Genomic DNA, 14,137 nt, shown 5'->3' on the forward strand with positions numbered 1-14,137 from the left:
CAATGTCTGAGCGCAGCCAGGCGACGCCGCCGCGGTGGGGACGCCGATTGTATCTGGCAGCGAACATCGCGGTCCTGATCTTCTTGCTGACGCCGATCGCGATCGTGATCGTGTTCGCTCTCAACCCCACGCCGTTCATCCAGTTTCCGCCGGTCGGCGTGTCGCTGCGCTGGTTCGAGAAGTTCTTCGCCTCGCGCGACTTCATGCATGCGCTGCTGTTCAGCCTGGAGGTCGCGGCGATGACGACGGTGGCGGCCACTGTCCTTGGCGCGTCCGCGGCGCTCGCCATAGCCCGCGGCAACCTGCCTGGTTCGCGGCTGATCGTCGCGACCATGCTGTCGCCCTTGATGCTGCCGGCGATCCTCACCGGCCTCGCGCTGTTCCAGTCCTACGTGCTGCTCGACGTCGGCCGTCCCGTCTGGGGCCTCGTCGCCGGGCACACGCTGGTGACGATCCCCTACGTCGTCCGCACCACGCTCGCCGTGTTGCATCATTTCGACGTGCGATTGGAGGAAGCCGCGCAGAACCTCGGCGCCAGCCCGACCAGGACGTTCTTCGAAGTGACGCTGCCGCTGGTGAAGCCCGGCGTGATGGCCGGCGGAATCTTCGCCTTCATCGTCTCGTTCGACCAGTTTCCGGTTTCGCTGTTCCTGGTCGCGCCCGGCAGCGAGACCCTGCCGATCACGCTGTTCAACTACCTCAAATTCGATCTCGACGGCACCATCGGCGCCGCCTCGGTGGTCTCGATCCTGCTCTCCTTCATCGTTGTCATCGCGCTCGACCGCACCGTGGGCCTGCGCTCCACCGTCAAACTCTAACGGAGATTTTTGGCATGACCGCCTCATCGCGTCGCTTTCCCCTGAGCCGCCGGCGCCTGCTGACCGCGGCGGCCTCGCTCAGTGCCGGCGTCATCACGGCGCCCTATGTCGCGCGCGCCGAGGAGCCGGTGCTGAACATCACCGGCTGGGGCGGCAAATGGGGCGACGTGATGAAGGCCGAGATCGGCCCGGCGTTCGAGGCCGAGTTCAAGTGCAAGCTCAAGACCGACACCGCGCTGCCGTTCCTGCCGAAGCTGCAGGCGAGCTCGCGCTCGGCGCCGATCTACGACGTGCTGCACACCAACTCCAACGAGCAGTGGGCGGCCGTCGAGATGGGCCTCGTCGAGCCCAAGGTCGATCCGAAGCTCGTGCCCAACATGGCCGACGTCTATCCCTACGCCGTCAGCGACAAGATCGTCGGCGTCTGCATCTTCACCAGCGCGATCGGGCTGGGGATGCGCACCGACAAGGGCTATTCCAACATCTCCTCCTGGAAGGAGCTGTGGGACGCGAAGTACAACGGCGTGCGCGGCGGCTACGTCATCCCGGTCAACAGCCTCGGCCAGGCCTTCCTGATGATGTGCGGCACGCTCTACGGCAAGGGCCAGACCGATCTCGACGCCGCCTATGCCGCGCTGGAGAAGCTGAAGCCGATCAAGCTCGTCGATTTCACCGGCGCGATGGAGAAGCTGTTCCTGTCCGGCGAGGTCGGGCTCGGTGTGATCCACGATTCCGGCATCTATCGTTACGACGGCCAGAACCAGCCGATCGACTTCATCACGCCGAGCGAAGGCGTGCTGTCGCTGGAGCAGGTGCTCAGCATCACGCCCGGCAGCAAGATGAAGGAGCTGGCCAACGCCTACATCAACTACATGCTGCGCCCGGAGGTTCAAAAGCGCCTCGCCGAGACGGTGTGGTACTCGCCGGCCAACAAGAAGGTGAAGCTCGACGCCAAGTATGACGCCAAGCTTTTGACAACGCCGGAGAAGGTCAGCAAGCTGATCCAGGTCGACTGGAAGTGGTACAACGCGCAGAAAGACGAGATCGACAGCCGGGTGAACCGGATCTTCCGCGCATGAGCGCTGCCATCGAGATCGCCTCGGTCAGCAAGATCTATGACGGCGGCGTGCGCGCCGTCGACACGGTTGCCATGGACATCCGGCCGGGCGAGTTCTTCTCGCTGCTCGGCCCCTCCGGCTGCGGCAAGACCACGACATTGCGCATGATCGCGGGCTTCGACAGCCCGAGCACCGGCGAGATCCGGCTCGACGGTGCCGACATCACCCATGTGCCCGCGCACAAGCGCGACATGGCGATGGTGTTCCAGAACTACGCGCTGTTCCCGCATCGGACGGTCGCCGAGAACGTCGACTTCGGCCTGCGCATGCGCAAGGTCGACAAGGCGACCATCGCCGCCAAGGTGAAGGCCGCGCTGGCGATGGTCGAATTGTCGGGCATGGAGGATCGCAGGCCGGCGCAGCTGTCTGGCGGCCAGCAGCAGCGCGTCGCGCTCGCACGCGCCATCGTCATCTCGCCGCGCGTCCTGCTGTGCGACGAGCCGCTCGGCGCGCTCGACAAGAAACTGCGGCAGCAGATGCAGTTCGAACTGAAGCAGTTGCAGAAGAACCTCGGGGTGACGCTCGTCTTCGTCACCCATGACCAGGAAGAGGCGCTGGCGATGTCGGACCGCATCGCGGTGATGAATGCCGGTCGCGTCGAGCAGATCGGCACGCCGGTCGAGATCTACGATCAGCCGCGGACGCGTTTCGTTGCCGACTTCATCGGCGACACCAACATCTTCCGCGGCCAGCGCGTGACAGTCGACGGTGGTTCGGGCATCGCGGTCGGCAATGGTCTGGTGCTGCCGCTGTCGCGTGCGGTGGCCGCAGCCGACGGCGAGGTTCTGTCGGTCGCGTTGCGGCCGGAGAAGATCACGGTGTCTCCAGCCGATCAGGCCGTCGCCAAGAGCACGTCGGCCCGCGGGACGGTCGAGAGCACGAACTTCCTCGGCGGTGCCGTGCTGTATCGCATCGTGCTCGACGGCGGCCAGCGCGTGCTGGCGCAGCAGCCGAATTCCGGAGCCGGACCACTTCATACGCCGGGTCAGACCGTTGCGCTCGGCTGGCGGCCGGCCGATCTCGTCATTCTCGAGGATTGATATTTTGAACGTCATGGTTTCATCCCCGCCCCCGGCCCAACTCTCGCAACGGCGCATGGGCGTCGTCGTCATCGGCCAAAGCCCGCGCCCAACAACGGAGGCCGAGATCGCGGCCGTGCTGTCGCCCGGCATGACGATCGAGCTGCGCGGCGCGCTCGACGGCATGAGTCGGGCCGAGATCGATCAGATTCCGCCGGTCGATGGCGCCGACTCGTTGTTCACCTTGCTGCCGAACGGCGACAATGTGCGGCTCAGCAAGAAGGCCGTCGAGACCCGCGCCAATGCGCAGCTCGCAAAGTTTCGGCAGGAGGGCATCGACGTCGTCATGCTCGCCTGCACCGGCGAATTTCCGAACATCGCGCCAGAAGGTTTGGTGATCCTGCCCTCGGCCGTGCTGCACAAGCTGGTCGAGGCGGTGCTGCCGAAGGGCCGGCTCGGCGTATTCTCGCCACTACCGGAGCAGACCGCGCTGATTGCCGGGAAATGGCAACGCGAGGGCGTCGATGTCGTCGGCGTCACGCTGCAGCCGGGCTCGGATGACGCCACCGTCGATGCCGCCGCGCGCGAGATGGCGGCCAAGCAGCCCGACCTCGTCGTGCTCGACTGCATGAGCTATTCCAGCGCCAACAAGGCCCGCGTGCGTCGGCATCATCCGGGCCCCGTGATCCTGTCGATCGCCGCGGCCGCGCGCGTGGTCGAGGAGTTGGTGTCGTGAGCGAGGTCGAGATGAAGACGATCAGCCTCGACGACATCGAGGCGCTCGCGGTCGGCGCCTGGATCCTCGGCACCGGCGGCGGCGGCAGCCCCTATCTCGGCCTGCTCAATCTCCGTCGGCTGTATGCGGACGGGCATCGCGTGCAGCTGATGTCGCCGCTCGATCTCGCCGATGACGATTGGGTTGCGGTGGTCTCGAACATGGGCGCACCGCTGGTGGGTCAGGAGCGCCTTGCCGACAGCCGCAGCATCGCGCGCGCGGTGCGGATGCAGGAGGAGATCAACAACATCAAGTTCCGTGCCGTGATGTCGGTCGAGATCGGCGGCGGCAACGGCATGCAGGCGCTGATGGCGGCCGCGCATCTGAACATTCCCGTGGTCGACGCCGACTGCATGGGCCGCGCCTTTCCCGAGGCGCAGATGACGTCGGTGGCGATCGGCGATCTCAAGCCCTATCCCTGCACGTTGTATGATCCGCGCGGCATCGAGGCTGTCGTGACCAAGGTGCCCTCGTGGAAGTGGATGGAGCGCGCCAGCCGCAAGATCTGCGTCGAGATGGGCTCGATCGCCTCGACGAGCAAGGCGCCGCGCACCGGGCGCGAGGTCAAGGACTGGGGCATCCATTTCACCACCACCAAGGCGATTGCGATCGGCCGTGCCGTGAACGCCGCCAACAAGAACCACCAGGATCCGATCGCGGCGATCCTCGACTGCGAGGGTGGCCAGCGGCTGTTCACGGGCAAGATCGTCGACGTCGAGCGCCGCACCACCGAAGGCTTCCTCCGCGGCTCTGCCGTCATCGAGGGCAGCGACGCCGATCGCGGCACGCAGCTCAAGCTGTCGTTTCAGAACGAATGGATCGTGGCCTGGCGCGGTGATGAAGCCATCGCGATGTCGCCCGACCTGATCTGCGTGCTCGACAGCGTCAACGGCCACGGCATCGGCACCGAGACCGTGCGCTACGGCCAGCGCGTCACCGTGATTGCCCTGCCCGCGCCCGCGGTGCTGACCAGCCCGCGCGGACTGGAGTTCGTCGGCCCCCGCGCCTTTGGTTACGACCTCGATTTCCGGTCGCTGTTTGCGACCGCTGGAGCCTAGTGAATGAAGCGGATTGGTATTGACGTTGGTGGCACCAACACCGACGCGGTCTTGATTGCCGACGACAAGGTCGTCCACTCCGTCAAGGCCGCGACCACCGCCGACGTCACCTCCGGCATTCTCGCGGCGCTGAAGGCGTTGCGCGAAAATCCCGCAGCGGCCGTGCCGGTCGATGCGGTCGTGATCGGCACCACGCATTTCATCAATGCGGTGGTGCAGCGGCGGCATCTGCAGAAGATCGGCGCTGTCAGGATCGGCATGCCCGCCTCCGCCTCGCTGCCGCCGTTCTGCGACTGGCCGGCGGATCTGGCCGAACTCGTCAGCGGCGAGACGTTCATGCTGGAGGGTGGCCATGACTATGACGGTCGTCCCTTCATGCCGCTCGACACCGACGGCCTCAAGGCCGCCGCGCGCGCGATCAAGGCCAACGGCCTGCGCTCGGTCGCTGTCGCCTCGTCGTTCTCGCCGCTCGATCCGAGCTGCGAGATCACGGCGCGGGAGATCTTCGCCGAGATCTGCCCCGACGTCGCGGTCACGCTGTCACACGACCTCGGCCGCATCGGACTCCTCGAGCGCGAGAACGCCGCGCTGCTCAATGCCGCGCTCCACGACCTCGCCGTCACCACCGTCGCTGCCTTCCGCAAGGCCATCGCCGACTCCGGCATCGATGCGCCGCTGTTCCTGACGCAGAACGACGGCACCGTGATGCAGGCGGAGATCGCGACCGCCTTCCCAGTCATGAGCTTCGCCTCCGGCGCCACCAATTCGATGCGCGGCGCTGCGTATCTCTCCGGCCTCGACGACGCCATGGTCGTCGATGTCGGCGGCACCACCTCCGACATCGGCCAGCTCCGCCACGGCTTTCCGCGCGAGGCCAATGCCGTGGTCGAGGTCGGCGGCGTGCGCACCCTGTTCCGCATGCCCGACCTGCTCTCGATCGGCCTCGGCGGCGGCAGCCACGTCGCGCGCGAGCCGGTCCGTGTCGGCCCCGTCAGCGTCGGATATCGGCTGACATCCGAGGCGCTGGTGTTCGGCGGCGACCAGCTCACCGCGACCGATATCGCGGTGGCGGCCGGGCTGATCGACATCGGCGAGCGCGCGCGCGTCGCGCATCTGCCGAAAGCGCTCATCGATGCCGCGCTCGCCGACGCGCACAAGCAGCTCGAGGGCGACATCGACCGCATGAAGACCGAGGCCGGCGACGTGCCGCTGCTCGCGGTCGGCGGCGGTGCCTTCCTGGTGCCGGAGCGGCTTGCCGGCATTTCGAACATCGTCCGCGTCCCGCATGGCGACTGTGCCAACGCGGTCGGCGCGGCGATCGCCCAGGTGTCGGGCGAGGCCGACCAGGTGTTCCGCGACCTGACCCGCGACGAGGCCATCGCGGCGGCCCGCGGCATCGCCGAGGACCGCGCGGTGCAAGCGGGCGCCGAGCGCGGCACGCTCAAGACGGTCGACGTCGAGGACATGCCGATCGCCTACCTCCCCGGCAATGCGCTCCGCGTCCGTGTCCGCGTCGCCGGCGCCATCGCTGAGCCTGATATTGGCGCGGCGGCGTAGTTGAATCACATCGGTGTTCTACTCTTCATGAGCACCTGAACCCCTCACCCGGATTGCATCTTGCGATGCAATCCGACCTCTCCCTTCGGGAGAGGTGATCGTCGAACACGCTCACCGGGTGAAAGCCTCACGATCCGACCTCACGCCAGCTCCGGCAGCCTGATCACGCCGGCCTCGGCGCCTTCGGCCTTGGCGGCGGCCATCGAGCCGCCGAGATCGATGCCGCGGCAGGCGCTGTCGATCACGATCGCCTCGAAGCCGAGCCGGCGGGCGTCGACCGCCGAGTAGTGCACGCAGAAATCGGTCGCGAGCCCGACCAGGAAAACCCGCGTCAAACCGCGCTCGCGCAAATAGCCGGCGAGCCCGGTCGGCGTGGTCTTGTCGTTCTCGAAGAACGCCGAATAGGAATCGATGCTGCCGCGAAAACCCTTGCGGATGATCATCTGCGCCTTGTCGGTCGAAAGCCCTGGATGAAACGCCGCGCCCGGCGTGCCCTGGATGCAGTGGTCCGGCCACAGGGTCTGCGGCCCATAGGGCATCGTGACGCTCTCGAACGGCGCCTTGCCGGGATGGCTGGAGGCGAACGAACTGTGTCCCGCCGGATGCCAGTCCTGGGTCAGCACGACGTGATCGAACATCGCGCTCAGCCGGTTGATCACCGGCACCACCGCGTCGCCCTCGGCGACCGCAAGCGCGCCGCCCGGGCAGAAATCGTTCTGCACATCGATGATGAGCAGCACATCCTCGTTGGTCTTGATCTGCATCCCTGTCTGCACCCGTGTCACAAAGCCCCATTCAGGATGGCCTCAGCCTGCGGCGATCTCAAGCGGCAAGCGCGGAGACATCCGCCAAAACCCAGCCCCTCCATTTTGGAATCCCTGCCCTGCAGGCGGAGCCTGGAAACGCATGAGGATTCGTGGATTCTCCCAGGCTGGAGAGAGCCGATGCCCCTTGTCCATCCACGCAGCCAGGCGAGCCCAAATCTAGAGCGCTGGGCGATCAGCATCCTGCGCGACGCCGGCGCCATCAGCGAATGCGAGGAGCATGGCTGGATGCGGGAGCGCGGCGATCCAGATGCGGTGGCCCGCGCGCGTCGCGCGGCCAGCGACGATCCGCCGCGCGGCGTTTGCAGTTCGGAGGCAATCGCTGCGATCGAGGATGTCCTGGCCGCGATCGGCGACAGCTGTCCCGACTGTTCGACGCCAGACGAACCGGAAGATTTGCCGCGATTCAAATAAGTGATTCCGCGTCGGCCCGAAGATGTCCTAGCCTGAATACTCAACCGGGAGACGTCGTCGTGCTGAAACGTCCTGCCCAATGGCTCATCCGTAAGCCTTGTCCGACCTGCGGCCGCCCGCTCGCAATCAGCGAACGGCAGCATGATGCGATCTCCGACGGACAGGCCGATGTCGGACTCGGCGCGACAGCCAAGCCGCGTGAGTCGATCTGTCCGGTCTGCGACGGGCCAGATCCCTTGCATTCGCCGAAGGCGCTCGGCTGGGCGAGAGGATCGCTCCGGCCGCCGCAGCGGCCGAAGACGACCTGACGATCCTAACGCGCGAGCTTGCGCTCGACCTTCTTGCGGCTGTTGCCCACCTTCTTGACCGCCTTCTTCACGGCCGATGCCGAGCGGCCGCTCTTCTTCGCTTCGTAACGCACTTCGTAGTCCTGACCGCTTGCGACGCGGGAGCGATCCTGCTTGCGTCCGCGCGCCGACTTTGCTGTCGAGGTCTTCTTCTTTGCTGCCATGATGCTTCTCCTTGTCAGCGCGCAACGCACGAATCGGCGCAGTAGTTCCGCTGATGACCAGAAGCATCGAACGCCTCACCCGATGTCGAACTTCACGCCCTGCGCCAGCGGCAGGCTACGCCCGTAGTTCACTGTGTTGGTGGCGCGGCGCATGTACGCCTTCCACGAATCCGAGCCTGACTCGCGGCCGCCGCCGGTCTCCTTCTCACCACCGAACGCGCCGCCGATCTCGGCGCCCGACGGCCCGATATTGACGTTGGCGATGCCGCAGTCGGAGCCGCGCGACGAGACGAACAATTCGGCTTCGCGCAGATCGTTGGTGAAGATCGACGACGACAGGCCCTGCGGCACTGCGTTGTGCAGCTCGATCGCGGCATCGAGATCGCGATACGGCATCACATAGAGGATGGGCGCGAAGGTCTCGCGCTCGACCGGCCCAGCCTGTGTGGCGATCTCGACCAGCGCCGGCCGCACGTAGTAGGCATCCTCGAAGCCGCCGACGCTGACGCGCTCGCCACCGAACACGCGGCCGCCGTGATCCTTCGCAGCGCTCAGCGCATCCTGCATGGCGTCAAAAGCGCCGCGGTCGATCAGCGGACCGATCAGCGTGCCCTGCTCCAGCGGATTGCCGATCGCCACCGAGCCATAGGCCTGCTTCAGGCGCGGCACCAACTGATCGTAGACATCGGCGTGGACGAACAGCCGACGGAGGCTGGTGCAGCGTTGACCGGCGGTGCCCATCGCGGCGAAGGCCACCGCACGCAGCGTGAGATCGAGATCGGCGGTGGGCGTGACGATCGCGGCATTGTTGCCGCCGAGCTCGAGGATGGCGCGGGCAAAGCGGCCGGCGAGGCAGGCGCCGACCACGCGGCCCATCGCGGTCGATCCGGTCGCCGACACCAGCGGCACCCTTGCGTCGTCCACCAGCATCTCGCCCACGGCGCGGCCGCCGAGCAGCAGGCCAGCGAGCCCGTCCGGCGCCTCGCCACCCTCGCGGCGATAGCGGGCGATCGCCCGCGCCAGCAGCGCGTCGGTCGCCAGCGCCGTCAGCGGAGTCTTCTCGGAGGGCTTCCACACGACGCTGTTGCCGCACACCAGCGCAATCGCCGCATTCCAGGCCCAAACGGCAACCGGAAAGTTGAATGCCGAGATGACGCCGATCACCCCCAGGGGATGCCATGTCTCCATCATGCGGTGCTCGGCGCGCTCGGTCGCGATCGTCAGGCCGTAGAGCTGGCGCGACAGGCCGACGGCGAAGTCGCAGATGTCGATCATCTCCTGAACCTCGCCGAGCCCCTCAGAGACGATCTTGCCGGCCTCGATCGAGACCAGGCGTCCGAGCGCCGCCTTGTTGGCGCGCAGCTCCTCGCCGAGCAGCCGCACCAGTTCGCCGCGCTTCGGCGCCGGCAGCAGTCGCCACTGCAAAAAGGCGCCATGGGCGCGGGCAATCAGCGCTGTGGCGTCCGCCTGCGTGTCATCGTGCAGCTGCGCCAGCACCTCGCCGGTGATCGGGGACCGCGCGGCACGCGGGCCGCCGCGCAGCCGCTCCGGGGCAACGCCGAGCGAGGTCAGGATACCGATCGTTTCGGTAGCGAGGCTGAGAGAATGTGCTTGCGCCATATGCAACTCCGGATTTGTGCTGCGCGCCGGTGCGCGCGAGACGTCAGGATCGGTCCGTCGAGATGGCTCCCATCTAGATCATAATCCGCAGCAGTGCGAGTGCCGGGCGCTGGGCGATCGGCCGGTGGTGGCCAGGCGCTGGCAACTCGGCTTCCCCCTGGCAAGCCAGCTTCCAAAAGGCCTCTCGCCATTGCGCTTGAAATCCGACCGCAAGGGTCGACGCGTGTCCCATGGAGATCTTTGCTCCATCATCAAATCTGACGGGTCGATGCCCTCTGGCACGATTTCCGTCCTCACGCACCGGTTCGATCCCGCGACGCTGAAGCGCCCGGGCTGATAGGATCGACGGTTCCTCGGAGGATCACGAGGGCGCAGGGAATGCCGGGCGCTGGCCGCAACCCATGGCCCGCCTGCAGCAAAAAAAGCAGGCGGCAGTCACCACAGGTTCAGCCGAACTCCGGCATTCCCTGCGCGATGGTCTTCACGCTTATATCGTGATCTCCCCGGTGTACGGCTCTTTAGCCCCCGTCGCCGTCGGGATCATCGCCCGACAGCTTGGCGCCAGCGTCGCGGCGCCAGGACCACACGACTTCGCGTCCGCCGACTGCCGTTCGTCCGCGCACGGATATGCGCTGCGGCAAATCAGCGGCCATCGCCTCCCCGCCTCACGTGTCGTGACGATCGCGATACGCCCCTCGTGGCGAAGCAGGATGGAGACAGTAAAGCATACTTTCTGGAAAAGCGAAAGCTATTTTTGGGGGCCAGCCTAAGTGTCATGCGTCAGCCCAGAATGCAATCGGCCATGAATAGCCATGGATGGAGTATTACGCCTATCCGTCCGCAGCAAATCTTGAACGTCCCGTTGAGAAAATTACACAGATTGTTGGCCATGGCTTGGGGACGCGACCACGGCATCCGACGCGTGCAGAGAGCAAACGCCTGATGTCGTGGCATGCATACACCCAGCCCTTTGGTTTCCCCCAAACGACTAGGATGAATGCAGACGCCCCTGTGGAAAACACACAAATGAAAAAATCGCGCTATTGCTTCGATTCAACTAGAACGAGACGATACCCATATTGCTTGGGGGACGACCAATGCGTTTCTCAGTTCTTGGATTTGCGGTGCTTCTCGCTGGGTGCGGCACTAACGCAGACATAGGGAATCCATTTATTGAAAAGGTCAGCGCCTTCAGCACAGCGCTATCTGCGCAAGACAGTTTAGAAATCGACCTTATGAAGGACTTTGCACGCAAATCCGAACAACTCAGATTCATATCTTATGACACTTACTCGTGCGGCGACCCAGACGACAAGGTCGTACAAGACCTTGAGAACTATTACCGCAACGCGAGCATTCGTTTTCGCAAAACGGACTATTCCGTTCTCCTTGAAGCCCGGACCGACATAAGATCGAAAGATGCCATACTAGCTGCCCTCGCGAGCTATGGAGATTTAATCTCGGATATCTCAAAGCAATACAAGGCAATCGACACCACAATTGCAAAAGCAGATAAGGTGATAGATACCTTCAAAAGCTCAGAACTAATTCCCGAGGCATCTCTTGTGCTGGGGGGCCTAAAATCCGTCATCACTATTGCGCAGACAATTGAAAGATATACCGCTGAGACCGCCATTCGCACCGCAGCTGTATCGATGAGCGCACCGCTGTCGCAGACATTGAAAGCTCTCAGCAAGAAAAAGACGCTACTTTCCCTCACCGGGCCCGAAGCCTTGGCATTTAGCTATTGGGATTCCTGCGCACTTGAACGCCTTCGGTTCATTCGCGACTACTATCCATCCATTCTTACAAGGACGGAAGCAAAGCAGAAGGAAATACTGAAAATGCACTTAGGCGGCACAACTCGCACGAGCGTAATTGACTTCGCCAGAGAGTATTCGGCCTACCTAAGCGAAAGAGAGGGTTTCGTTGGACGACGGCCAGACTACCTTAAGCTACTTAAACAGATAGCCGACGCAAACGCGGAATTAATAAATCTGTCCGGCAACGACCTACTCGACGTTGCGAACAACATCGGCACCATGACTACGTCGATCGCCAAAGCGTCAAATGATCTGCGCAAGGCAGGCTACTAAAGAGTTCAGATCACTTTTTGTGGATATACGAATGACTTCCGCTCCCTTTCACGTGTACGGGCCATATCCGATAGACAGGACCAACGTGTTTTCCAGCAAGTGGCAATCCGAAGCTTGGGAGGCGGTGAATGACGAAGCGCCCGACCTCCCATACGCTCGGGGCGCCTACTTATTTTCGCTGCGAAACAAGAGCAACTATAAACCTTTGTATGTTGGTATCACCCACCGACAGGATTTTCGAAGAGAGGTGCTCAACAAGAACAATCTCCTCAAAATCTCACACGATTGGCGCGCGATGAGGGGTACCATTTGTCTCCACTTACTAGCAAAGCCTAAGACGTCGCACAGCGGCTTTTCGACGAGAGTTACGGCTGATGAACTGCGCTGGCTAGAGGTGATGCTGATATTTTCTGGCCGAAAGAAGAATCCGGAACTTTTGAACAAGAAACATATGAGATTTCTCGACTCTGTTCAGATCCAAGATGTGACGAGCAGCGAAAGACCCCGGGGCAAGCGGCCAGAGCGCGTAAGCAGCTTTATGAATGCCGTCGATTGGTAATTTATAACTGGATTAATTGGCTATCGCGTCATTCGCGACAGTTGGTAAATTGCACGGATTCGCCAATTTTGAAGCCAATCACGAGAGCTGGGCTTCTTTTTTGATGATACCGGTCGCCTCATTCCGCGGCGTCTTCATCGGAGAGGACGGCCAAATGCGGGCGATAAAGTTTTCCGTCCGAGACCTACGGACCTGCGACTATCGATACTCCCTGTGCGAAGAGATCTCGCCAATCAACTCCGTACTCGGACTTCGAAGCCGCGGTGTGCGACAAAGTCGTGAACCGCAGATCGGAACATTCTCCTCGGCTCACGAGCCGCGTGTCCCGCACCGCGTCACTCCGTAGATGCCGTCATCGCCACCCGCTCCGCAAGCTCCTCGATCGGGCGTTCGCCGTCGAGGCGCAGCACGGGACATGGCAGCGTGGCCAGCCACGCCTCGTGCTTCGCGCGCGTACGGCTGATGGTGTCGCCCTCATCGTAAGCAGCGGCCCAGGCGACGAAGTCCTCAGTGTCGCGATGGCGCGCGCCGCCGGGCGCAACGGCTGCAGCACCGTAGCGCGTGGCTTCGCGAATCCGGACGCGCTGCAGCCGGAGCTCCTTGGCGATGGTGATGAAGACGACGAGGTCGAAGTAGGAGATCAGCGGATCGCCCCAGGCTGACAAAGATCCGCTCAGCACCCAGGCGGGACGCGGCACGAACATGTCGGCCATCAGACGAAGCCGCTCGGACGCCGGCCGCATGTCGACATAGGGCGGATCGGTGGGCTTCCAGAAATAGTCGTCCGTGTCGTGATGCGGGATGGCGAGCAGCGAGGCAACGCGGCGGCCGAGCGTGGTGGTCCCAGAGCCGGAGGCGCCAGTGATGTGAATGCGACGGGGCAAGGCGATCAACGCTTGTCGGCCGGTCGTGGCCAGCAGGATTTTGATGAAGCTCCGTCCATGTTACAGTGCTCGCTCGTTGGTCGGCAACCGAGGAGCCTGATCATGGTCGACCTCTCGAACGCGCTCAGCCGCTCGCTTTGGCAATCGATCCTGCGTGAGGCACGGTCGAGCGCGGCTGCCGATCCCGTGTTCGGCCGCGCCCTGTCGGCTGCAGTCCTGGACCATCCCGATCTCGGCAGCATGATCGCTCACCAGATCGGCGCACGGCTGGGCAGGGGTGATGCCGAACGGGTGCGGCTTTCCCGCATCGCCCGGGACGCGCAGCATGCTGCGCCGGCCCTGGCCGACGCGGCGGCGGATGATCTTCGCGCGATCGCGGCGCGCGATCCCGCCACCACGGCACTGCTGCCGCCGCTGCTGAACTACAAGGGCTATGTCGCACTGCAGGCCTATCGCGTCTCGCATTGGCTCTGGACGAACGAAAGGCCTGATCTGGCGCTGCTGCTGCAGGCGGAGTCCTCGACCTGTCTCCAGGTGAGCATCCATCCCTCGGCCCGGCTTGGAGCCGCTGTTTTCCTCGACCATGCCACCGGCATCGTCATCGGCGCCTATGTGGATGTTGGCGATGACGTCACCATTCTGCAGAACGTCACGATCGGACGGCAGGATGCGCTGCCCGGCCGCGCGCCGCGGATCGGCCGGGGCGTGCTGATCTCCTCGGGCGCGACCATCCTGGGCGACGTCAGCGTCGGCGAGTTCGCCAAGATCGGCGCCGACGCGCTGGTCACCCGCGATGTCCCCGCCGGCTGCTCCGCTGTCGGCACGCCGGCGCGGCTGACGAACTGCCCGCAGACACCTGCACCCGCCGGAGCCTAGCTCGCAGC

14 protein-coding genes are annotated in these 14,137 nt (G+C 64.1%); 10 read left to right on the top strand and 4 right to left on the bottom strand.

The annotated features are described in order from the left end of the window. Positions 1-2 precede the first annotated feature (2 nt). From BRAD285_RS23070 to BRAD285_RS23095, 6 genes are read left to right on the top strand one after another with little or no spacing between them, the layout of a single operon-like run. A complete protein-coding gene (locus tag BRAD285_RS23070; RefSeq protein ID WP_244422025.1) occupies positions 3-818 on the top strand; it encodes an ABC transporter permease in 816 nt (271 codons plus the stop codon). A 14-nt stretch (positions 819-832) separates the two neighbouring features. Continuing rightward, complete coding sequence (locus BRAD285_RS23075) at positions 833-1,897, top strand: ABC transporter substrate-binding protein (RefSeq protein WP_006609391.1); 1,065 nt, start codon at positions 833-835, stop codon at positions 1,895-1,897. Beyond that, complete coding sequence (locus BRAD285_RS23080) at positions 1,894-2,976, top strand: ABC transporter ATP-binding protein (protein ID WP_006609390.1); 1,083 nt, start codon at positions 1,894-1,896, stop codon at positions 2,974-2,976. The genes BRAD285_RS23075 and BRAD285_RS23080 overlap by 4 nt, the downstream gene beginning before the upstream one ends. Before the next feature lie 55 nt (positions 2,977-3,031). Beyond that, on the top strand, positions 3,032-3,691 hold the full coding sequence (locus tag BRAD285_RS23085; RefSeq protein ID WP_035644465.1) for an AroM family protein: 660 nt from the start codon (positions 3,032-3,034) through the stop codon (positions 3,689-3,691). Beyond that, entirely contained in the window at positions 3,688-4,788 is a 1,101-nt protein-coding gene (locus BRAD285_RS23090) for a DUF917 domain-containing protein (RefSeq protein WP_006609388.1), read from the top strand. The genes BRAD285_RS23085 and BRAD285_RS23090 overlap by 4 nt, the downstream gene beginning before the upstream one ends. A gap of 3 nt (positions 4,789-4,791) precedes the next feature. Continuing rightward, entirely contained in the window at positions 4,792-6,345 is a 1,554-nt protein-coding gene (locus BRAD285_RS23095) for a hydantoinase/oxoprolinase N-terminal domain-containing protein (protein ID WP_006609387.1), read from the top strand. Positions 6,346-6,485: 140 nt separating this feature from the next. On the opposite strand, the gene pncA is transcribed toward BRAD285_RS23095, so the two are convergent. Continuing rightward, positions 6,486-7,109 (bottom strand): bifunctional nicotinamidase/pyrazinamidase, encoded by a 624-nt coding sequence (gene pncA / locus BRAD285_RS23100; RefSeq protein WP_035647370.1) that lies wholly within the window; start codon positions 7,107-7,109, stop codon positions 6,486-6,488. 288 nt (positions 7,110-7,397) lie between these two features. On the opposite strand from pncA, the gene BRAD285_RS36690 reads away from it, so the two are divergent. Both BRAD285_RS36690 and BRAD285_RS23110 read left to right on the top strand, forming a co-directional pair. Beyond that, a complete protein-coding gene (locus BRAD285_RS36690) occupies positions 7,398-7,583 on the top strand; it encodes a hypothetical protein (protein WP_349509742.1) in 186 nt (61 codons plus the stop codon). Positions 7,584-7,642: 59 nt separating this feature from the next. After that, positions 7,643-7,891 carry a hypothetical protein gene (locus BRAD285_RS23110; protein WP_006613288.1) on the top strand — a complete coding sequence of 83 codons (249 nt, stop codon included), beginning with the start codon at positions 7,643-7,645 and terminating at the stop codon, positions 7,889-7,891. A gap of 5 nt (positions 7,892-7,896) precedes the next feature. Here BRAD285_RS23110 and BRAD285_RS23115 read toward each other — a convergent pair whose 3' ends face one another. Together BRAD285_RS23115 and BRAD285_RS23120 are read right to left on the bottom strand one after the other, a co-directional pair. Next, positions 7,897-8,094 carry a DUF3606 domain-containing protein gene (locus BRAD285_RS23115; protein WP_035647367.1) on the bottom strand — a complete coding sequence of 66 codons (198 nt, stop codon included), beginning with the start codon at positions 8,092-8,094 and terminating at the stop codon, positions 7,897-7,899. A gap of 75 nt (positions 8,095-8,169) precedes the next feature. Then, a complete protein-coding gene (locus BRAD285_RS23120; protein ID WP_035647366.1) occupies positions 8,170-9,714 on the bottom strand; it encodes an aldehyde dehydrogenase family protein in 1,545 nt (514 codons plus the stop codon). A 1,097-nt stretch (positions 9,715-10,811) separates the two neighbouring features. On the opposite strand from BRAD285_RS23120, the gene BRAD285_RS23130 reads away from it, so the two are divergent. Beyond that, a complete protein-coding gene (locus BRAD285_RS23130; protein ID WP_035645429.1) occupies positions 10,812-11,810 on the top strand; it encodes a hypothetical protein in 999 nt (332 codons plus the stop codon). A gap of 894 nt (positions 11,811-12,704) precedes the next feature. Here the strand turns inward: BRAD285_RS23130 and BRAD285_RS23140 are convergent. Next, positions 12,705-13,262, bottom strand: coding sequence for a hypothetical protein (locus BRAD285_RS23140; RefSeq protein ID WP_006610768.1), 558 nt, complete (start codon positions 13,260-13,262; stop codon positions 12,705-12,707). Positions 13,263-13,355: 93 nt separating this feature from the next. Between BRAD285_RS23140 and BRAD285_RS23145 the strand changes: the two genes are divergently transcribed. Then, positions 13,356-14,129: a serine acetyltransferase gene (locus BRAD285_RS23145; RefSeq protein ID WP_006610767.1), complete on the top strand. Its 774-nt coding sequence runs from the start codon at positions 13,356-13,358 to the stop codon at positions 14,127-14,129. The last annotated feature ends 8 nt before the right edge of the window (positions 14,130-14,137 follow it).

This window comes from Bradyrhizobium sp. ORS 285 (genome assembly GCF_900176205.1).
Taxonomy (GTDB): Bacteria; Pseudomonadota; Alphaproteobacteria; order Rhizobiales; family Xanthobacteraceae; genus Bradyrhizobium.

Excerpts from the sequence above, each read along its gene's own strand:
- BRAD285_RS23115 (WP_035647367.1), bottom strand. The coding sequence starts at position 8,094 with ATGGCAGCAAAGAAGAAGACCTCGACAGCAAAGTCGGCGCGCGGACGC.
- pncA (WP_035647370.1), bottom strand. The coding sequence starts at position 7,109 with ATGCAGATCAAGACCAACGAGGATGTGCTGCTCATCATCGATGTGCAG.
- BRAD285_RS23085 (WP_035644465.1), top strand. The coding sequence starts at position 3,032 with ATGGGCGTCGTCGTCATCGGCCAAAGCCCGCGCCCAACAACGGAGGCC.
- BRAD285_RS23070 (WP_244422025.1), top strand. The coding sequence starts at position 3 with ATGTCTGAGCGCAGCCAGGCGACGCCGCCGCGGTGGGGACGCCGATTG.
- BRAD285_RS23080 (WP_006609390.1), top strand. The coding sequence starts at position 1,894 with ATGAGCGCTGCCATCGAGATCGCCTCGGTCAGCAAGATCTATGACGGC.
- BRAD285_RS23095 (WP_006609387.1), top strand. The coding sequence starts at position 4,792 with ATGAAGCGGATTGGTATTGACGTTGGTGGCACCAACACCGACGCGGTC.
- BRAD285_RS36690 (WP_349509742.1), top strand. The coding sequence starts at position 7,398 with ATGCGGGAGCGCGGCGATCCAGATGCGGTGGCCCGCGCGCGTCGCGCG.
- BRAD285_RS23075 (WP_006609391.1), top strand. The coding sequence starts at position 833 with ATGACCGCCTCATCGCGTCGCTTTCCCCTGAGCCGCCGGCGCCTGCTG.
- BRAD285_RS23120 (WP_035647366.1), bottom strand. The coding sequence starts at position 9,714 with ATGGCGCAAGCACATTCTCTCAGCCTCGCTACCGAAACGATCGGTATC.
- BRAD285_RS23145 (WP_006610767.1), top strand. The coding sequence starts at position 13,356 with ATGGTCGACCTCTCGAACGCGCTCAGCCGCTCGCTTTGGCAATCGATC.
- BRAD285_RS23130 (WP_035645429.1), top strand. The coding sequence starts at position 10,812 with ATGCGTTTCTCAGTTCTTGGATTTGCGGTGCTTCTCGCTGGGTGCGGC.